Origin of the sequence: Dinoroseobacter sp. PD6 (assembly GCF_028807315.1) — a bacterium.
Classification (GTDB): Bacteria; Pseudomonadota; Alphaproteobacteria; order Rhodobacterales; family Rhodobacteraceae; genus Dinoroseobacter; species Dinoroseobacter shibae.
On sequence record NZ_JARAMN010000004.1, the window covers coordinates 332,567 to 349,894 of the forward strand.

Here is a 17,328-nt window from a genome sequence, read left to right on the forward strand (position 1 = left end):
CTCTCTTGGGGCCTAGAATGCAATCTCATCGGCGATGGCGTCAATTCCCGCCTGCGCGCACTCATCGTCGATATCCGGCCCCGGCGCGCCGGACACGCCGATCCCGCCCACCAGCGACCCGCCGCCCTCCTCGATCATCAGCCCGCCGCCCAGGGGCAGGGCCTGGCTGATATGGCGGATGCCTTCGGCGAGCGTGCCGGGCTTGGTGGCGGCGTCGAGCTCGGTCGTGCCGCTCCGGAAGCTCACGGCGGTCCAGGCCTTGCGCGTGGCGGTCTCCCAGACATGGGCGCCCGCGAACCGGTCGCGCACGAAGGCCTGTGGCACGCCGAACCGGTCGACCACGGTCACGCCGACCTGGTAGCCGCCCGCGCGGCAGTAATCCATCGCCGCGGTGGCCGCGGCCATCGCGAGTTCGGGCTTGAGCACCTTGAACTCGACAAAGGCGCTGTCGTCCTGGGCGCTGGCCGCCCCCGCCGCACCGGCGGCAACGGTCATGGCAATCGCGAGTGTTTTCAGATGGTTCATTGGTCCTCCCCGCGCCCTGAGCCGGGCGCTTCATTTTGCGTCGCAGGCGACGCGTCCTCGATCATCTTCGCCAGGATCGGCCAGAAGAAATCCGCCCCCGGATACCCCTCCAGCCGCGCGATCTCCCGCCCCTCCGAGATCAGCAGGAAAGTCGGCGTGAACCGCGCCCGTTGCGCCAGATCCAGCTCGCCCGGCATATCTCGCAGCTGCATCACCCGCAGCGGCGCCGCGCGCCCCTCGTCGGTCTTGGGATAGGCGGGCCCGATCTCCCGGTGCCAGGCGGCGCAATAGCTGCAGCCCACCTGCTCGACCATCACCAGTTCCAGCGATTGCGCACGCATCGGTCCCCCCGTCAGGATCAGGGCAAGCGAGATCAACGGGAGTAGGAAGCGGGGCATGGACATTCCGGGTGATCGCAGCCCAGTTGACGGGGCCAATTTCAAATAACATAATTTGAATATGTGAATTGATCAAGGAACCGCGCCATGTTCGACGTCTCGATCCTCGGTGCGGGCTTTGCGGGCCTGTTGTCCTTCCTGTCGCCCTGCATCCTGCCCATCGTACCCTTCTATCTGTCCTACATGGCGGGCGTGGGCATGAACCAGCTCGAACAGGACACCGAGATCACGCCCGCGATCCGCACCCGCGCGGTGCTCTCGGCGCTGGCCTTCTCGGCGGGGGTGATCACGATCTTCGTGGCGATGGGGGCAGGGGCCTCGGCCTTCGGACAGGTGTTGGGGCAGTACATGGATGTGTTGCGCTGGGTCGCGGCGGCCCTGATCGCCACCATGGGGCTGCATTTTTTGGGCGTGATCCGAATCGGCTTTCTCTATCGCCAGTTCCGGATGGAGGCCGGCTCCACCACGAACATGAGCTTCCTCGGCGCCTACCTGATCGGGCTGGCCTTCGCGTTCGGCTGGACCCCTTGCGTCGGCCCGGTGCTGGCGGCCATCCTGTTCACCGTGGCGACGGAGGGGACGGGCATGACGCGCGGCATGTTGCTGCTGACGGTCTACGGGGTGGGCATGACGCTGCCCTTCGTGCTGGCGGCGCTGTTCATCGGCCCGTTCCTGCGCTGGATGCGCGGCTTTCGCCGCCACCTCGGCCGGATCGAGAAGGCCACCGGCGTTTTCCTCGTGCTGTTCGCCGTGCTGATCGGTACCAACAGCATGAACATCATCGCGAACTGGATGCTGAACTATCTGCCCGCCCTGGGCTGAGGCCGCATCCCACAAGGGGAGGATACCATGGGACGTTTTCTGACACTCTGCGCCGCGGCGCTGCTCTGGACGCTGCCGGGACTGGCCGCGCAGCTCGGGGATGACGGGCTGCACAAGACCGCCTGGATGAAGGACACGTTCAAGGACCTGCGCGAGGATCTCGCCGAGGCCAATGCCGAGGGCAAGCGCCTGGCGCTGATCATCGAGCAGCGCGGCTGCATCTATTGCGACAAGATGCACAAGGAGGTGTTCCCCATCCCCGAGATCGACGCGCTGCTGAACGACCAGTTCTTCGTGGTGCAGATCAACATGTTCGGCGATGTGGAGATCACCGATTTCGACGGCGAGGCGCTGGCCGAGAAGGACGCCGTGCGCAAATGGGGGGCGCTCTTCACGCCCACCTTGATGTTCTTTCCCGAAGAGGTGCCCGAGGGCGCCAGCGCCGCCCAGGCGGCCGTCGCCACCATCCCCGGGGCCTTCGGGAAATGGACCACGCTCAACATGCTGACCTGGATTCTCGAAGAGGGCTATACCACCGACGAGCCTTTCCAGAAGTACCACGCCCGCAAGTTCATGGAGCAAAATACCGAGTAATTAGAATGCCCTGGCGATGCTGCAATGCGACATATGCAAAAAATTGAATTTTTTGTTGCATACCGTTGCACGCGGCGCTTATCCTGATCGCCGACGACAATCTTGGGAGGAAGCGTATGAAGCGCCAAGCGTTGATCGGCACCATTGCCGGTCTGGCCTTCGCCACCGGACCCGCCACGGCTGAGATCATGGCGGAACAGGTTGCATTTACCGAGTATGGCGAGATCGAGCAGTCGCTTTCGGGCACGCCGGGCGATCCCGCCGCGGGGCGCGAGGTCATGGCCTCCCGGGCCCTGGGCAATTGCGTGGCCTGCCACATGGTCTCCGACATGAGCGACATTCCCTTCCACGGGGAAGTCGGCCCCATGCTCGACGGCGCCGGGGACCGCTGGACCGAGGCGCAGCTGCGTGGCATCGTGGCGAATGCCAAGATGACGTTCGAGGGCACGATCATGCCCTCCTACTACAAGAAATCCGGCTACATCCGGCCCGGCAACGCGTTCACCGGCAAGGCGGCAACGCCCGAACAGCTTGAAACGCTTCTGACCGCGCAACAAGTGGAAGATGTGGTCGCCTACCTGATGACCCTGACGGAGTGATCCGCCCGGATCGCTCCCAGACAAGGAGAAAACCAATGGAGTTCACGCGACGTGAAACGATGGCCATTGGCGCCGGGGCTGCGCTTGCCGCAGTGCTGCCCGGGGTCGTGTCCGCGGCCGTCAAGGCCAGTATCGACGAATTCACCGGGGGCGCCGAGGTCGGCACCGGCGGTGTCACCCTGACCGCGCCGGAGATTGCCGAGAACGGCAACACCGTGCCGATCTCCGTGGAGGCTCCGGGGGCCGAGGCGATCCTCGTGCTCGCCATGGGCAACCCGACCCCCGCAGTGGCCGAGTTCAAGTTCGGCGCGCTGGCGGGCCAGCAATCCGCCTCCACGCGGATCCGTCTCGCCGGGACCCAGGACGTGGTCGCCATCGCCAGAATGGCCGACGGCACCTTCGCCCAGGAAACCAAGACCGTCAAAGTCACCATCGGCGGCTGCGGCGGCTAACCAGAGGAGACCAGGAACATGGCAAAAGGTGTAAAACCCCGCGTGAAAGTCCCGAAGTCGGCCTCTGCCGGGGACACGATCACGATCAAGACCCTGATTTCGCACAAGATGGAATCCGGGCAGCGCAAGGACAGCGATGGCAACACCATCCCGCGCTCGATCATCAACCGCTTCGTGGCGAGCTTCAACGGCGAGACCGTGATCGACGTGGACATGGCGCCCGCGATCTCGACCAACCCGTATTTCGAGTTTGACGCGAAGGTTCCGGAGGCCGGTGAATTCACCTTCACATGGTATGACGACGACGGCTCGGTCTACGAGACCACCAACGCCATCGCCGTCAGCTGAAGGCCCGCGCGGCCGGACCCCCCGGCCGCGCCTTTCTGGGAGGAAACACATGAAGACACTGTCGCTCAAGGCCGCCTTCAGCATAGCTACCGCGGTGACAGCTTTCGGTCTCGGCACCGCGGCCCATGCCATCGACGAGCTGGTGATCAACGGCGAAGAGAAGCTGGTCACCGAAACCGCCGCCCCGGCGCACCTGGAAAACATGTCGACCATCCGGTCCGGCTGGACCTTCCGGACGGATGAGACCAAGTCGCTCCAGATGGACGATTTCGACAATCCGGGCATGATCTTCGTCGACAAGGCGATCGATGCCTGGAACACCGCCGAAGGCGCCGCGGAAAAGGCTTGCGCCGACTGCCACAGCGGTCCCGAGAGCATGAAGGGCCTGCGCGCCAAGCTGCCCAAGTGGAACGAGGACGCCGGCGAAGTCTGGACCATGGAGATGTATGTCAACGACTGCCGCACCAACCGGATGGAGGCCGAGGCCTGGGGCTGGAACAGTGCCGACATGCGCAACATGACCGCCCTGATCGGCCTGCAATCGCGCGGAATGCCCATGGATGTGGCGATCGACGGGCCCGCCCAGTCCACCTGGGAGAAGGGCAAGGAGATCTACTATACCCGCTACGGGCAGCTCGAACTGGCCTGCGCGAATTGTCACGAGGACAATTACGACAACTACATCCGCGCCGACCACCTGAGCATGGGCATGACCAACGGCTTCCCGGTCTACCGGCTGAAACAGGCCGACCTCGTGTCCCAGCACAACCGCTTCCGCGGCTGCATCAGGGATACGCGGGCCGAAACCTTCGGCATGGGCTCGCCCGAGTTCATCGCGCTGGAGCTGTACGTCGCCTCCCGCGGCAATGGCCTCTCGGTCGAAACCCCGGCCGTGCGCAACTGATCCCGTGCCGGGCGCGCCCGCAGCGCCCGGCCCACCGACCCCAATCCGACACCGCAAACCCAGCCCCGGGCGCGGAGGGAGACCTCCGCACCGCACGCCCGGATCATGCCGACACAACCGCAGGAGCCGCCCCGATGATTTCCCGCCGTGACTTTCTCCAGGCCACCGTTGCCGCCTCCGCCATCTACGGCGCGTCGGGTGTGGGCAACTGGTCCCGCCTCGCCGCCCAGCAGGCAATGTCCCAGGACGATCTTCTGCAATTCGACACCACGGGCAATGTCACCCTGATCCACATCACCGACATCCACGGGCAGCTCAAGCCGATCTATTTCCGCGAGCCCGAGATCAATCTCGGCGTCGGCGACAATGCCGGGATGCCGCCCCATGTGACGGGGCAGGATTTTCTCAAGCTGTTCGACATCGCCCCCGGCACGCCCGAGGCCTATGCCCTGACCTATAACGACTTCACCGCCCTGGCCCGGACCTATGGCCGGATGGGCGGGCTCGACCGGGTCTCGACGATCCTGAACGCGATCCGCGCCGACCGGCCCGATGCGCTGCTGCTCGATGGCGGCGACACCTGGCACGGCTCCTACACCGCGCTGCGCACGGATGGGCAGGACATGGTCAACATCATGAACGCCCTGCGCCCCGACGCCATGACGAGCCATTGGGAATTCACCTTCGGCATCGACCGGGTCAACGACATCGTCGAGAACCACCTCAATTTCCCCTTCCTCGGCGCCAACATCTTTGACGCCGAATGGGACGAACCCGCCTATGAGCCCTACCAGATGTTCGAGCGCGGCGGCGCGAAGATCGCCGTGATCGGCCAGGCCTTCCCCTATATGCCGATCGCCAATCCCGGCTGGATGTTCCCCAATCTCAGCTTCGGCATCCGCGAGGACCGGATGCGCGAAATGGTGGCCGAGGTCCGCGCCGCCGGGGCCGACGTGGTCGTCGTGCTCAGCCACAATGGCTTCGACGTGGACAAGAAGATGGCCGGCAACGTGGACGGGATCGACGTGATCCTCACCGGCCATACCCATGACGCGCTGCCCGAACCGGTGCTGGTGAACGGCACGATGCTGATCGCGTCGGGCTCCAACGGCAAGTTTGTCAGCCGCCTCGACCTCGACGTGCGCGACGGCGGGATCCAGGGCTTCGCCTATAAACTCATCCCGGTGTTCTCCGACGTGATCGCGCCGGATCCGGCGATGACCGCGATGATCGACGCCGAGCGCGCCCCGTTCGAGGCGGATCTGCGCGAAGTGCTGGGCACCACCGACAGCCTGCTGTTCCGGCGCGGCAATTTCAACGGCACCTGGGACGACCTGATCTGCAACGCGCTGATCGACGAACGCGAGGCCGACATCGCGCTCAGCCCCGGCTTCCGCTGGGGCCCGAGCCTGCTGCCGGGCGACGACATCACCCGCGAGGATCTCTTCAACGCCACCGCGATGTCCTACCCCAATGCCTACCGTTCTGAAATGACGGGCGAATTCCTCCACATCATCCTCGAAGACGTGGCCGACAACCTGTTTCACCCCGACCCCTACTATCAGCAGGGCGGCGACATGGTCCGCGTCGGCGGCATGGGCTACCAGATCGACATCTCCAAACCCCAGGGGCAGCGGATCACCAACATGACCCTCCTGAAGACCGGCGAGGCAATCGACCCGGCCAAGACCTATGTGGTCTCCGGCTGGGCGAGCGTGAACGAAGGCACCGAAGGCCCGCCGATCTGGGACGTGGTAGAGAGCTACATCAAGCGCAAGGGCACGGTCTCGGTCGACCCGAACCAGAGCGTGAAGGTCATCGGCGCATGATCGCTTTACTTATTCAAACATCTGAATATCATTCCGATCATGTTTTCGGGAGGACAGCATGAGCACATCAAACCCCTCTGATCCAGGACGCCGCGGGTTCCTCAAAGGCGCCGCCGCCGTCACCGCCGGGGCCGCTACCGCCGGGGCCGCCCGCGCCGCGGACGACCCGCTGATCACCGAGGTGCAGCCCTGGGCGCAGAGCTTCGGCGACGGCGTGGACGCCACCCCCTACGGGATGCCCATCGAATACGAGAGCGACGTGGTCCGCCGCAATGTCGAATGGCTGACCGCCGACACGATCAGCTCGATCAACTTCACCCCGATCCATGCCCTCGACGGCACGATCACCCCCCAAGGCTGCGCGTTCGAGCGGCACCATTCCGGCGCCATCAACCTGCCCAAGGAAGACTACCGGCTTATGATCAACGGGCTGGTGGACACCCCCCTGGTGTTCACCTACGCCGATCTCGAACGCTTCCCGCGCGAAAACCACGTCTATTTCTGCGAATGCGCCGCGAACACGGGCATGGAATGGGCCGGCGCGCAGCTCAACGGCGCGCAGTTCACCCACGGCATGATCCACAACATGGAATATTCCGGCATCCCGCTCCGCACCCTGCTGAACGAGGCCGGACTCGATGCGGCCGGGGATCTCGCCGACAAATGGGTCTTCGTCGAAGGCGCCGATGCCTCGTCCAACGGCCGCTCCATCCCCATGGTCAAGGCGCTCGACGACGTGCTCGTCGCGTTCAAGGCCAATGGCGAGGCGCTGCGCAAGGAACACGGCTACCCGGTGCGCCTGGTGGTGCCGGGCTGGGAAGGCAACATGTGGGTCAAATGGCTCCGCCGCGTCGAGGTGATGGACGGCCCCGTGGAAAGCCGCGAGGAAACCAGCAAATACACCGACGTGCTCGAGGACGGCACCGCCCGCAAATGGACATGGGAGATGGACGCGAAATCCGTCGTCACCTCCCCCAGCCCGCAGGCCCCCATCACCCACGGCAAGGGGCCGCTGGTGATCACCGGGCTGGCCTGGTCCGGCCGCGGGTCCATCACCCGCGTCGATGTCAGCCTCGATGGCGGCAAGAACTGGCAAGAGGCGCGGCTCGCCGCCCCGGGCACCGACAAGGCGCTGACCCGGTTCTATCTCGACCACGACTGGCAGGGCGAAGAAATGCTGCTGCAATCGCGCGCCCATGACAGCACCGGCTACGTCCAGCCCACCAAGAACCAGCTGCGCGAGATGCGCGGGCTGAACTCGATCTACCACAACAACGGCATCCAGACCTGGTGGGTGCGCGAAACCGGGGAGGCAGAGAATGTCGAGGTTTCCTAAGCTCCTGACCGCCGCCGCCCCGGCCTTTGTGTGCGCGCTGACCCTCGCCGCGCCGCCGGTGCTGGCCGACACGCTCGGCTTGGGCCGCCCCGCGACCGAGGCCGAGATCAAGGCCTGGGATCTGGACGTGCGCCCCGACGGGCGCGGCCTGCCGCCCGGCTCCGGCTCCGTCGCCGATGGCGAAGAGCTGTTCGTGGATTACTGCTCGGTCTGCCATGGGGTCTTTGCCGAAGGCGTGGACAACTGGCCCGAACTCGCGGGCGGCGACGACACCCTGGCCGACGAGGACCCGGTCAAGACCGTGGGCTCCTACTGGCCCTACCTGTCGACCGCCTGGGACTACGTGCATCGCTCCATGCCCTATGGCAACGCGCAATCCCTGACCCATGACGAGGTCTATGCGATCGTCGCCTACATTCTCTATTCGAACTTCCTGGTGGAGGACGATTTCGTCCTGTCCCACGAGAATTTCCTCGAGGTCGAGATGCCCAACGCGGACGGCTTCATCGTCGATGACCGGGCCGAGACCGAATACCCCGTCTTCAGCACCGCGCCCTGCATGACCGACTGCAAGGACAGCGTCGAAATCACCATGCGCGCCCGCGTCCTCGACGTGACCCCGGAGGATGACAGCGCCGCCGCCCCGGCTCCGGAGCCGGAGGTCATCCAGGCCGCCGCCCCCGCCGGACCCGACCCCGAACTGGTGGCCGCCGGCGAAAAGGTGTTCAAGCGGTGCGCGGCCTGTCACCAGGTGGGCGAGGGCGCCCAGAACCGCGTTGGCCCGGTCTTGACCGGAATCGTCGGGCAGCCCGCCGGGGCCGTTGCGGATTTCCGCTATTCCAAGGCCCTCGAAGAGCGCGCGGAGGAAGGCCTCGTCTGGGATGCGGAAACCCTCAAGGCGTTCCTGGCCAAACCCAAGGAATTCCTTCCGCGCAACAAGATGTCCTTCCCGGGCCTGCGCAAGGACGAGGACCTCGCGGCCATCGTGGCCTTCCTGCAAGCGCAGGAGTGACGGAATGCAGGGTAAGCTGACACCCCTGCTGTGGGCGGCGGCGCTGGTCGGGCTGACCGGTGCCGCCCCCGCGGACGAAATCGGTGACCCGGAGCGCGGCGCGCAACTCTTTCGCCAATGCGCAAGCTGCCACCAGATCGGCGACGGCGCCGAAAGCCGGGTGGGCCCTCACCTGAACGAGATCTACGGCCGCCGCGCCGGCAGCATCGAACGGTTCAGTTATTCCGACGGGATGCTGCGCATGGGGGCGGACGGGCTGATCTGGGACCTGCGCACGCTCGACGCCTATATCGCCAATCCCCGCGCGCTGGTATCGGGCACCCGGATGAGCTACCGCGGCATGCCGGAGGCGCAGGACCGCGCCGACCTTCTGGCTTACATGCGCGACTTCACCGCCAGTCCCGCCGACATCCCCGAGGCCGAACCGACGGCCCTGCCGTCGGTGCCCGAGTTGCCGCCGGATGTGCTGGCGCTGCAAGGGGATGCGGAGTGGGGGGCCTATCTTTCGTCCGAATGCACCTCCTGTCACCAGATTGACGGGACAGATCAGGGAATTCCCTCCATTACCTATTGGCCGGAAGAGGATTTTGTGCTCGCATTGCACGCATACAAGACCAAGCTGCGCCCGCATCCGGTCATGCAGATGATCGCCGGCCGGTTGAGCAACGAGGAGATTGCCGCGCTCGCAGCCTTTTTCAAGGATCCTGACTAGGGGACAGGTCAGGGTCGCATCGGGAGGAAGACCATGACTGCACTTTCAAGACGCCACTTCATCGCCACCAGCGCCGCCGTATCGGCCAGCCTCGCGGCGCCCATGGTGCGCGGCCAGGGTCGCCCGCGCGTGGTCGTGGTCGGCGGCGGCTCCGGCGGGGCCACGGCAGCGCGCTATATCGCCAAGGACAGCCAGGGCGCGATCGACGTCACCCTGATCGAGCCCCAGCGCACCTATTTCACCTGCTACTTCTCGAACCTCTATATCGGCGGGTTCCAGGACTATGACGATCTGGGCCATTCCTATGGCAAGCTCGCATCCGAGTACGGGATCAACGTGGTCCATGACTGGGCCATCGGCGTGGACCGGGACGCCAAGACCGTGGCGCTGGCGGGCGGCGGCTCGGTCCCCTATGACCGGCTGATCCTCAGCCCCGGCATCGACTTCAAGGACGGCGCGATCCCCGGCTGGGACCTGGCGGCCCAGAACGCGATGCCCCATGCCTACAAGGGCGGGACGCAAGCGCAGTTGCTCAAGGCGCAGATCATGGCCATGCCCGAGGGCGGCACCTATGCCATGGTCGCGCCGCCCAACCCCTATCGCTGCCCGCCCGGACCCTATGAGCGGATCTCGATGGTTGCCCATGCCCTGACCCAGACGAACCCGACCGCCAAGATCCTGATCGTCGACCCCAAGGAGAAATACTCCAAACAGGCGCTGTTCGAGGAAGGCTGGCAGAAGCACTATGCCGGCATGGTTGAACGGATCGGCCCGGATTTCGGCGGCGACAAGGTCGAGGTCCGGCCCGACGCCATGGAGGTCGTGGTCGACGGCGTGGTCGAAAAGGTCGATGTCTGCAACGTGATCCCGGCCCAGAAAGCCGGTCGCATCGCCGAGCTTGCGGACCTGACCAACGAGGAAGGTTGGGCGCCGGTGGTGCCCGCGACGATGCAGAGCCGCGAGGATGAGAATATCCACGTGCTCGGCGATGCCAGCCAGCAGGGCGACATGCCCAAATCCGGCTACTCCGCCAACAGCCAGGCCAAGGTCGCGGCCATGGCCGTGCGCGGCGCGCTCACCGACAGCCGCGTGTTCCCGGCGAAGTTCTCCAACACCTGCTGGTCGCTGATCGCCACCGAGGACGGGGTGAAGGTGGGTGCGTCCTACGAGGCGACGGAGGAGAAGATCGCCAAGACCTCCGGCTTCATCTCCAACACCGGGGAGGATGCGGCGCTGCGCAAGGCCACCTACGAGGAAAGCCTCGGCTGGTACGCGGGCATCACCACCGACATGTTCGGCTGACGGCCGCCGCGGCGATCAAGCCCGTTCGAACGGGCTTGGTCACGCGATTTGCAAATCGCGTCCCAAGCGCCTTGCAAGGCGCTTGTCCAAGGCGTTTCGAAACGCCTTGGTCCCCGGGCGCTACCCTTCCATCCAGATCGTGACCGGCCCGTCATTGACCAGGGCCACGGCCATGTCCGCGCCGAACCGCCCGGTCTCCACCGCCACGCCGGTCTCCGCCAGGGCCGCAGCGAAGGCCTCGTAGAGCCTCTCGCCCTCTTCCGGTGGCGCGGCGGCGGAAAACCCCGGCCGGTTGCCCCGGGAGGTGTCCGCCGCCAGGGTGAACTGGCTGACCACCAGTGCCCCGCCGCCCACGTCCAGCAGCGACCGGTTCATCCGTCCCTCCGCGTCGCGAAAGATCCGCAGCTTCGCGATCTTGCCCGCGAGTGCCGCCACGTTCCGGTCCGTATCGCCGGGCATCCCGCAGACCAGCACCAGCAGCCCCGGCCCTGTCCGCCCGATCACCGCCCCCTCCACGCGCACCGACGCCTCGGTGACCCGCTGGATCAGGGCCCTCATCGTGGCAACTCGTCTCGCCAGGGCGGGTTCGCGCCCGCCCGGCTGACGGTGATCGCGGCGGCCTGCGCGCCCAGCCGCAGGGCCGATGTCAGCACCGGTGCGTCCAGCGCCCGCAGGCGGGCCTTGTCCAGCGCGCCCGCCTCCGCCAGCCCCGCCAGGAAGCCCGCGTTGAACGTGTCGCCCGCACCCACCGTATCCACGACTTCCACCGCTTCGGCGGCGACATGGGTGATGCCGGTGGCGGTATGGGCCTCCACCCCGGCGCCGCCCCGGGTCACGCAGACCACCGCCGGCCCCCGCGCGCGCAGGGCCGCGGCACTTTCGGCCAGATCCCCCGGCCCCATCAGCCAGGCCAGATCCTCGTCCGACACCTTCACGATATCCGTCACCGCCAGCATCCGGTCGATCCGCGCCCGGAACGTCGTCTCATCCTTGATGAACCCGGGCCGGATATTCGGGTCCAGCATCACCACCCGCCCCGCGGCGGCCTTCAGGCACAACGCCTCATAGGCCGCGGCACAGGGCTCCACCGCCAGGGAAATCCCCCCGAAGAACAGCGTGCCCACCTCCGGCCCCGGGTCGGGCATATCCGCCGGGGCCAGCATCCGTCCGGCGGTGTTCTCGTCGTAGAACGCGTATTGCGCATGCCCGTCGGTCAGGGTCACGAAGGCCAGGGTCGTGGGGCGGTCCGACAGCACCGCCATGTCGCTGTCCACATCCGCAGCCGCCAGCGCAGTCATCAGAACCTCGCCGAACAGGTCCCGCGACAGCCCCGTCACCAACCCCACATCCGCCCCCAGCCGCCCCAGCGCGACCGCGGTGTTGAACACCGCTCCGCCCGCCACCGGCGCGAACCCCGCCGTACCGTCCGGCAGCGCCCGCGGCAGCATGTCGATCAGGGCCTCGCCCGCACACAAGATCATGGAACCCTCCGTCCTGTCCTGCCCCGCAATACCGCGCCGCCGCGCGAATCGCTAGCGCTAACACAGTCCCGCTGATCCTTGGGATTTAACCTGAATCAAGGACATTGCCGCGCAAACGGCCGCATATGGGCGCGGGAGTGAGTCCAGCACAAAAGGAGGACAAGATGGTCGAGAAATCCCACGCCACCGGCTTCTGGCCGAGCCTTGCCGATCCCTTCCGGACAATGGGGTCGAAGCTCGCGGAATGGGTGGCCCCCGCATCCGAGGCCAGCGTCAAGGACACCGCCTACACCATCCGCATGGAACTGCCCGGCGTGGCCGAAGACGACGTGGAGCTCAGCGTCCATGACGGCGTCGTCACCGTGAAGGGCGAGAAGAAATCCGAACGCGAGGAGAGCGGCGAGACCTGGTACTTCTCCGAGCGCCAGTATGGCAGCTTCTCGCGCAGCTTCCGCCTGCCGCCCGATGCCGATGAAGAGGCCGTCGCGGCCGAGATGAAGGATGGCGTGCTGACCGTCAGCGTCGGCAAGAAGAGCCCCGAGAAGACCGGCGGCACCCGCAAGATCCCGATCTCCAGGGGCTGACGCGGCTCAACCGGACATCGCGGCGATATACCCCAGGGCGCCCGCCACAAGGGCGCCCAGCACCACCGCCCCGGCGATCTTCCAGATCGAATAGGGCCGCTCGCCCGCCACCTTGCCGGTCTGCCCGTTGACCACGAAACGGTAGCTCTTGCCGTTGTACTTGTAGGCCGCCACCCAGATCGGCAGCAGGATGTGCTTGAAGGTCACGTCCGAGACCTGCGTTTCGATCCCGTGGATCCGCTGGCGATCCCCGCCGATATCGAACCGCACGTCGCGGGCGATCATCCGGTCCATCTCGGCGCGGGCCTCGTCCATCCCGTCCTCCAGCGCGACGGTGTAGCCCTCGGCCCGGAACCCGGCGATCAGCTCGGGCGTGTACGGCACGAGATCCGACAGCCGCCAGGGCGGCAACGCATCGGTCAGCCCCTTGGGCAAGCTGCGCGCCGCCAGCACCAGCAGGTCGTCGAACGCCCGCGCCACCGCGCCCGACACCCGCCGCCAGCGCACCTTCTGCACCTGCACCGTGGTCGGCTTGCCGTCGCGCATCACCGTCCGCGTGGTGTAATAGACCGTGCCCCGTTCCCCCGAATACCGGCTGCGGGTCGCCGCGTCATAGGTCCAGAACGGGGCATAGACGCCGCTCATCCGCCGCCCCTTGCGGGCGTAGGCCGCCAGCCCGTTGGGCGCGAACCACAACCGTCCGAGCCACGCGGTCATGGCGCTCCGGGCGGCGTCTTCGCTCAGCACGAAGGGGGCGATGGCCTGCGGTTTGATATGCCGGTGCGCGCCCGTATCGGTGACCACCGGCGTTGCGCAATAGGGGCATTCGGCGGCATGCACCTCGGGCGAGAACTCGATCTGCGCGGCGCAGTTGGGGCAGGACAGCACCCGCGTGACCTCCTGCTCCAGCCCCTCGGGGCGGCGCAGGGCGGCGCGGTAGTCCTGCTCCGCGATCCCCCGGGGCGACGGGCCCAGCCCCTCGATCTCGGCCACGTTCCCGCAATGATCGCAGACCATCCGGTCCGCGCCCGGCTCGAACCGCATATCGGCGCCGCAGGCCTCGCAGGGGAAGCGATGCTCCTCCATCGAAGGCTCGGCCGGGGCCGTGGTCTCGTCGCTCATGGGCGGTTACGCGCCCGGCGGCGGGGGCGGGGGCGGCAGAATGGTGAAAAGCTGCGCCAGCTCGGTGACATCCTCTGCCCGCATCCAGCCGTCCTGCCCGGGCGTCCAGACATGGGTCTGGCGGGTCAGCCCGCCCTCGGCGGCCATGCGCCCCAGATCGGCCTTGGAAAACGGGCCCTTGGTCTGGCCGCCCTCGGCGATGTGCCAGACATGCTCCACCGGCGGGGGCGGCGGCGCGACCGGGGCGGCCGCCGCAGGGGCCGGGGCAGGGCGCGCGCCCCAGGGCCCGGCCTGGGCCATCTGCGCGCCCATGGCCATGCCCATGCCGGCCCCCAGGCCCGCCCCCATGCCACTGTCGCCGCCGGCCTTGGCGGCGGCCGTCATCGCCTCGGCGGCCGAGTATTGCGTGAACTTGCCCAGATCCCCCACCAGACCCATCGAGGTCCGCTTGTCGAGCGCCGCCTCCACCGCCGGGGGCAGCGAGATGTTCTCGATGTAAAGCTCTGGCAAGGACAGCCCGTAGCCCGCGATGGTCTCGGAGATCGCCGTGGCCACCCCCTTGCCCAGCTCGGCGGTGTTGGCGGCCATGTCCAGCACCGGAATGCCGGCACCCGCGATCACCCGGCTGAACTCCTGCACGATGATGTTGCGGATCTGGAAGCTGATCTCATCCATGGTGAACTCGCCATCGGTGCCCACGATCTCCGACAGGAAACGCGCCGGGTCCACCACGCGCACCGAATAGGTCCCGAAGGCCCGGATCCGCACCGGCCCGAACTCCGGATCGCGCAGCATGATCGGGTTCTTGGTGCCCCATTTGAGGTTGTTGAACCGCGTCGTGTTGACGAAATAGATCTCGGATTTGAACGGGCTACGAAAGCCGTGATCCCAGTGCTGCAGACTGGTCATGATCGGCATGTTGTTGGTCTCGAGCATGTAGAGCCCCGGCGTGAACACATCCGCCAGCTGCCCCTCGTGCACGAACACCGCCGACTGCCCCTCGCGCACGGTCAACTTGGCGCCGTACTTGATCTCGTGGCCCTGCCGCTCGAACCGCCAGACCATCGTGTCGCGGGTGTTGTCGGTCCAGTGGATCACGTCGATGAACTGGCCGGAGAGGAAGTCGAAGATACTCATGGCAGGGGTCCTTTCACAGGGCTCAACTTGCGCCGCCCATCACTTCACTGGCGATCTGGCGCACCAGCGGGCGCGCCTCCTCGGGGGTAAGACCGGGGGTCAGCCGGGGATCGTAGAGCATCTGCAACAGCCGCTCGTCATGGGAGGTGAGCAACGCGAACTCGTCGTCGTCGTTGAAGATCGAGGGCCGCGCATCGGGGCTGTCATTGGCCAACCCCAAGCCCTGGGCGATCTCCTCGTGGATGCACGACAGCCGCATCAGGTCCGGGTGCTCGGAGCGGATGATCGCCACGGCGGTGGTGTAGGTATACGGCTCCGCCCGGGTCGAGATCGCGTAGACCGAGCAGAAGGTGAACCGGTCCAGCGTCGTGATGTCGCGCAAGGTCGCATCGTCGATCTGCGGGATCAACTCGCGCAACAGCGGCCCCGCCGCGCGCAGCTCGTCCACGTTCAGAAACAGCACATGGTAGTTGCCGCCCCCCGTGCCGGTGCGGATATCCGCCCCCGTCAGCCGCGCGAGCCGCCGCGTGTAGTCGCGCAAGGCGGCACTGTCCTGGGCCTTGCGCTCCGGCGGGGTCGCGGGGCCGAAGATCGCCTGCACCCGCACCGGCCCGGCCCAGCGGCGCAACCGGCTCTCGGACTGCTCGGCCACGAACCGGCCCGCGCGCAGGGTATACTCGTCAAAGAGCGCGATCCGCTCGAAATTCTCCGCCAGCTGTCGCGCGTTATAGGGCGTGTCCGGCCCACCCCCGTCGGTGCGCATCAGCCCGGCGGCCAACTGGCGCTGCTGGAACCGGGCATAGAACTCGGCGGCCTCCAGCGACTCCTCCGACACCACGGGCGGCACAGCCCGCGGCGTGGGCGCGGGGGAGGTGACGGGCGCGACCGGCTCCAACGCACAGCCCGCCAGGGCCAGCCCGGCACAAAGCGCCGCGAGACCCGCGCGCCACGTATTCCAGCGCGCGATCATGCCTTGGGCACGGCGCTCCCGGCGTTGTAGCCCGTCTTGTCGCCGCGGGACTTGGCCGAGGCCAGCGTGTCGCGCAGCTCGGCTTCCATCTTCTGCAGGTCCTCCTCGGCGGCAGCCCTGCGGGCCTTGCCCTCGTCGGCGATCTTCAGGCTGTCCTCGATGGTCCCGATCAGGGTGGCGTTGGCCTGCTTCACGGCCTCGATGTCGAACACCCCGCGCTCCATCTCCTCGCGCACCACCTTGTTGGCCTGGCGCAGGTTCTCGGCATTCGCCGTCAACAGCTCGTTGGTCAGGTCATTGGCCCCGCGCACGGCCTCGGCGGCCTCGCGCGACCGCTGGATCGTCACCGCCTGGGCCAGCTGCGTCTCCCACAGGGGCACGGTGTTCACGAGCGTCGAGTTGATCTTGGTGACCAGAGACTTGTCGTTCTCCTGGACCAGCCGGATCGACGGCAGCGATTGCATCGTGACCTGCCGCGTCAGCTTCAGGTCATGCACCCGCCGCTCCAGGTCGTCCCTTGCCGCGCGCAGATCGCGCAGCTCCTGGGCGCGCATCACCTGGTCGTCCTCGGGCGCGGCCTCGACCTCCGCCTGTTTGGCGGGAATGGTGGTGGCGTCCAGCTCGGCGATCTTCTCCTCGCCTGCGGTGATATACACCGCCAGCTCGTCGTAGAACTCCAGCGTCTTCTCATAGAGCTTGTCGAGCGACTTGATGTCCTTGAGCAGCGTGTGCTCATGGGCCAGCAGGTCGTCGGTGATCCGGTCGATCTGGCCCTGCACCTCTTCGTAGCGCGCCGCGAACTTCGCCATGGGCGCGGCCTTGCCGGTCAGCTTCTCCCACCAGCTGCGCTCGCGCCGCACATCCAGCTCGGAAATGGAAAACCCCCGGATCGTGGTGACGATGTTGCGCAGGCTGTCGCCCGCCGGGCCCACATCCTTGTTGCGCACCCCGGCCAGCATCGACTGGCTGATCTGCTGCAACTCCGCCTGGGCCGCCGAGCCGAACTGCACGATCGACTGGGTGTCGCCCATGTCGATCTCGTCCATCGCGCGGCGAATATCGGCGGCGAGGGGCGCCTCGGCCTCGGCCAGCGGGACCAGCGCCGTGGCCGGCTCCGGCAGGACCGCGGCGGTCACTTCCTCGACATCGGCGAGCGCGGCCTCGGCCTTGGCGCGAATGGTGTCTGACATGGGGTCCTCCG

General features: G+C 66.8%; 20 protein-coding genes. 12 read left to right on the forward strand and 8 right to left on the reverse strand.

The annotated features are described in order from the left end of the window. Positions 1 to 12 precede the first annotated feature (12 nt). Entirely contained in the window at positions 13 to 525 is a 513-nt protein-coding gene (locus tag PVW48_RS09675) for a GlcG/HbpS family heme-binding protein (RefSeq protein ID WP_274581181.1), read from the reverse strand. Then, entirely contained in the window at positions 522 to 923 is a 402-nt protein-coding gene (locus tag PVW48_RS09680; RefSeq protein WP_274581182.1) for a thioredoxin family protein, read from the reverse strand. The genes PVW48_RS09675 and PVW48_RS09680 overlap by 4 nt, the downstream gene beginning before the upstream one ends. Before the next feature lie 87 nt (positions 924 to 1,010). On the opposite strand from PVW48_RS09680, the gene PVW48_RS09685 reads away from it, so the two are divergent. The 11 genes from PVW48_RS09685 (at position 1,011) to PVW48_RS09735 (ending at position 10,833) form a co-directional block, all read left to right on the forward strand. After that, complete coding sequence (locus PVW48_RS09685) at positions 1,011 to 1,745, forward strand: cytochrome c biogenesis CcdA family protein (protein ID WP_012179470.1); 735 nt, start codon at positions 1,011 to 1,013, stop codon at positions 1,743 to 1,745. Between the two features lie 27 nt (positions 1,746 to 1,772). Next, the gene (locus tag PVW48_RS09690; RefSeq protein ID WP_012179469.1) at positions 1,773 to 2,339 is read left to right on the forward strand and encodes a thioredoxin family protein; all 567 of its coding nucleotides are present in this window, start codon (positions 1,773 to 1,775) and stop codon (positions 2,337 to 2,339) included. Positions 2,340 to 2,455: 116 nt separating this feature from the next. After that, on the forward strand, positions 2,456 to 2,938 hold the full coding sequence (gene soxX / locus PVW48_RS09695; protein ID WP_012179468.1) for a sulfur oxidation c-type cytochrome SoxX: 483 nt from the start codon (positions 2,456 to 2,458) through the stop codon (positions 2,936 to 2,938). Between the two features lie 35 nt (positions 2,939 to 2,973). Then, positions 2,974 to 3,390, forward strand: coding sequence for a thiosulfate oxidation carrier protein SoxY (gene soxY / locus PVW48_RS09700; protein WP_274581183.1), 417 nt, complete (start codon positions 2,974 to 2,976; stop codon positions 3,388 to 3,390). An 18-nt stretch (positions 3,391 to 3,408) separates the two neighbouring features. Continuing rightward, positions 3,409 to 3,738 (forward strand): thiosulfate oxidation carrier complex protein SoxZ, encoded by a 330-nt coding sequence (gene soxZ, locus PVW48_RS09705; protein WP_012179466.1) that lies wholly within the window; start codon positions 3,409 to 3,411, stop codon positions 3,736 to 3,738. A 49-nt stretch (positions 3,739 to 3,787) separates the two neighbouring features. After that, complete coding sequence (gene soxA, locus PVW48_RS09710) at positions 3,788 to 4,642, forward strand: sulfur oxidation c-type cytochrome SoxA (protein WP_274581184.1); 855 nt, start codon at positions 3,788 to 3,790, stop codon at positions 4,640 to 4,642. Between the two features lie 134 nt (positions 4,643 to 4,776). After that, positions 4,777 to 6,471 (forward strand): thiosulfohydrolase SoxB, encoded by a 1,695-nt coding sequence (gene soxB, locus PVW48_RS09715; protein ID WP_274581185.1) that lies wholly within the window; start codon positions 4,777 to 4,779, stop codon positions 6,469 to 6,471. Between the two features lie 58 nt (positions 6,472 to 6,529). After that, the gene (gene soxC, locus PVW48_RS09720) at positions 6,530 to 7,807 is read left to right on the forward strand and encodes a sulfite dehydrogenase (RefSeq protein WP_274581186.1); all 1,278 of its coding nucleotides are present in this window, start codon (positions 6,530 to 6,532) and stop codon (positions 7,805 to 7,807) included. Beyond that, positions 7,791 to 8,819 (forward strand): c-type cytochrome, encoded by a 1,029-nt coding sequence (locus PVW48_RS09725; protein ID WP_274581187.1) that lies wholly within the window; start codon positions 7,791 to 7,793, stop codon positions 8,817 to 8,819. Before soxC ends, PVW48_RS09725 begins: the two co-directional genes overlap by 17 nt. Before the next feature lie 4 nt (positions 8,820 to 8,823). After that, complete coding sequence (locus PVW48_RS09730) at positions 8,824 to 9,531, forward strand: c-type cytochrome (protein WP_012179461.1); 708 nt, start codon at positions 8,824 to 8,826, stop codon at positions 9,529 to 9,531. 33 nt (positions 9,532 to 9,564) lie between these two features. Next, entirely contained in the window at positions 9,565 to 10,833 is a 1,269-nt protein-coding gene (locus PVW48_RS09735) for an NAD(P)/FAD-dependent oxidoreductase (RefSeq protein WP_274581188.1), read from the forward strand. A gap of 120 nt (positions 10,834 to 10,953) precedes the next feature. Here the strand turns inward: PVW48_RS09735 and dtd are convergent, their stop codons facing one another. Both dtd and PVW48_RS09745 read right to left on the reverse strand, forming a co-directional pair. Next, positions 10,954 to 11,391 carry a D-aminoacyl-tRNA deacylase gene (gene dtd / locus PVW48_RS09740; RefSeq protein WP_274581189.1) on the reverse strand — a complete coding sequence of 146 codons (438 nt, stop codon included), beginning with the start codon at positions 11,389 to 11,391 and terminating at the stop codon, positions 10,954 to 10,956. Then, positions 11,388 to 12,314 carry a carbohydrate kinase family protein gene (locus PVW48_RS09745; protein ID WP_274581190.1) on the reverse strand — a complete coding sequence of 309 codons (927 nt, stop codon included), beginning with the start codon at positions 12,312 to 12,314 and terminating at the stop codon, positions 11,388 to 11,390. Before PVW48_RS09745 ends, dtd begins: the two co-directional genes overlap by 4 nt. Before the next feature lie 164 nt (positions 12,315 to 12,478). Between PVW48_RS09745 and PVW48_RS09750 the strand changes: the two genes are divergently transcribed. Further along, complete coding sequence (locus PVW48_RS09750; protein ID WP_274581191.1) at positions 12,479 to 12,898, forward strand: Hsp20/alpha crystallin family protein; 420 nt, start codon at positions 12,479 to 12,481, stop codon at positions 12,896 to 12,898. Between the two features lie 6 nt (positions 12,899 to 12,904). Here PVW48_RS09750 and PVW48_RS09755 read toward each other — a convergent pair whose 3' ends face one another. The 4 genes from PVW48_RS09755 to PVW48_RS09770 are packed head-to-tail and all read right to left on the reverse strand — an operon-like array spanning position 12,905 to position 17,317. Then, positions 12,905 to 14,020, reverse strand: a complete 1,116-nt coding sequence (locus tag PVW48_RS09755; RefSeq protein ID WP_274581192.1) for a TFIIB-type zinc finger domain-containing protein — start codon at positions 14,018 to 14,020, stop codon at positions 12,905 to 12,907. Positions 14,021 to 14,026: 6 nt separating this feature from the next. Next, positions 14,027 to 15,157: an SPFH domain-containing protein gene (locus PVW48_RS09760; protein WP_274581193.1), complete on the reverse strand. Its 1,131-nt coding sequence runs from the start codon at positions 15,155 to 15,157 to the stop codon at positions 14,027 to 14,029. A gap of 22 nt (positions 15,158 to 15,179) precedes the next feature. Continuing rightward, positions 15,180 to 16,127: a DUF2927 domain-containing protein gene (locus PVW48_RS09765; protein ID WP_274581194.1), complete on the reverse strand. Its 948-nt coding sequence runs from the start codon at positions 16,125 to 16,127 to the stop codon at positions 15,180 to 15,182. Further along, a complete protein-coding gene (locus PVW48_RS09770; RefSeq protein ID WP_274581195.1) occupies positions 16,124 to 17,317 on the reverse strand; it encodes a toxic anion resistance protein in 1,194 nt (397 codons plus the stop codon). Before PVW48_RS09770 ends, PVW48_RS09765 begins: the two co-directional genes overlap by 4 nt. Positions 17,318 to 17,328: the final 11 nt, after the last annotated feature.

Coding starts and splice junctions, on each gene's coding strand:
- PVW48_RS09750 (WP_274581191.1), top strand. CDS start 12,479: ATGGTCGAGAAATCCCACGCCACCGGCTTCTGGCCGAGCCTTGCCGAT.
- soxC (WP_274581186.1), top strand. CDS start 6,530: ATGAGCACATCAAACCCCTCTGATCCAGGACGCCGCGGGTTCCTCAAA.
- PVW48_RS09735 (WP_274581188.1), top strand. CDS start 9,565: ATGACTGCACTTTCAAGACGCCACTTCATCGCCACCAGCGCCGCCGTA.
- PVW48_RS09685 (WP_012179470.1), top strand. CDS start 1,011: ATGTTCGACGTCTCGATCCTCGGTGCGGGCTTTGCGGGCCTGTTGTCC.
- soxY (WP_274581183.1), top strand. CDS start 2,974: ATGGAGTTCACGCGACGTGAAACGATGGCCATTGGCGCCGGGGCTGCG.
- PVW48_RS09725 (WP_274581187.1), top strand. CDS start 7,791: ATGTCGAGGTTTCCTAAGCTCCTGACCGCCGCCGCCCCGGCCTTTGTG.
- PVW48_RS09680 (WP_274581182.1), bottom strand. CDS start 923: ATGCCCCGCTTCCTACTCCCGTTGATCTCGCTTGCCCTGATCCTGACG.
- PVW48_RS09770 (WP_274581195.1), bottom strand. CDS start 17,317: ATGTCAGACACCATTCGCGCCAAGGCCGAGGCCGCGCTCGCCGATGTC.
- PVW48_RS09675 (WP_274581181.1), bottom strand. CDS start 525: ATGAACCATCTGAAAACACTCGCGATTGCCATGACCGTTGCCGCCGGT.
- dtd (WP_274581189.1), bottom strand. CDS start 11,391: ATGAGGGCCCTGATCCAGCGGGTCACCGAGGCGTCGGTGCGCGTGGAG.
- PVW48_RS09765 (WP_274581194.1), bottom strand. CDS start 16,127: ATGATCGCGCGCTGGAATACGTGGCGCGCGGGTCTCGCGGCGCTTTGT.
- soxX (WP_012179468.1), top strand. CDS start 2,456: ATGAAGCGCCAAGCGTTGATCGGCACCATTGCCGGTCTGGCCTTCGCC.
- PVW48_RS09730 (WP_012179461.1), top strand. CDS start 8,824: ATGCAGGGTAAGCTGACACCCCTGCTGTGGGCGGCGGCGCTGGTCGGG.
- PVW48_RS09745 (WP_274581190.1), bottom strand. CDS start 12,314: ATGATCTTGTGTGCGGGCGAGGCCCTGATCGACATGCTGCCGCGGGCG.
- soxA (WP_274581184.1), top strand. CDS start 3,788: ATGAAGACACTGTCGCTCAAGGCCGCCTTCAGCATAGCTACCGCGGTG.
- PVW48_RS09755 (WP_274581192.1), bottom strand. CDS start 14,020: ATGAGCGACGAGACCACGGCCCCGGCCGAGCCTTCGATGGAGGAGCAT.
- soxZ (WP_012179466.1), top strand. CDS start 3,409: ATGGCAAAAGGTGTAAAACCCCGCGTGAAAGTCCCGAAGTCGGCCTCT.
- PVW48_RS09760 (WP_274581193.1), bottom strand. CDS start 15,157: ATGAGTATCTTCGACTTCCTCTCCGGCCAGTTCATCGACGTGATCCAC.
- soxB (WP_274581185.1), top strand. CDS start 4,777: ATGATTTCCCGCCGTGACTTTCTCCAGGCCACCGTTGCCGCCTCCGCC.
- PVW48_RS09690 (WP_012179469.1), top strand. CDS start 1,773: ATGGGACGTTTTCTGACACTCTGCGCCGCGGCGCTGCTCTGGACGCTG.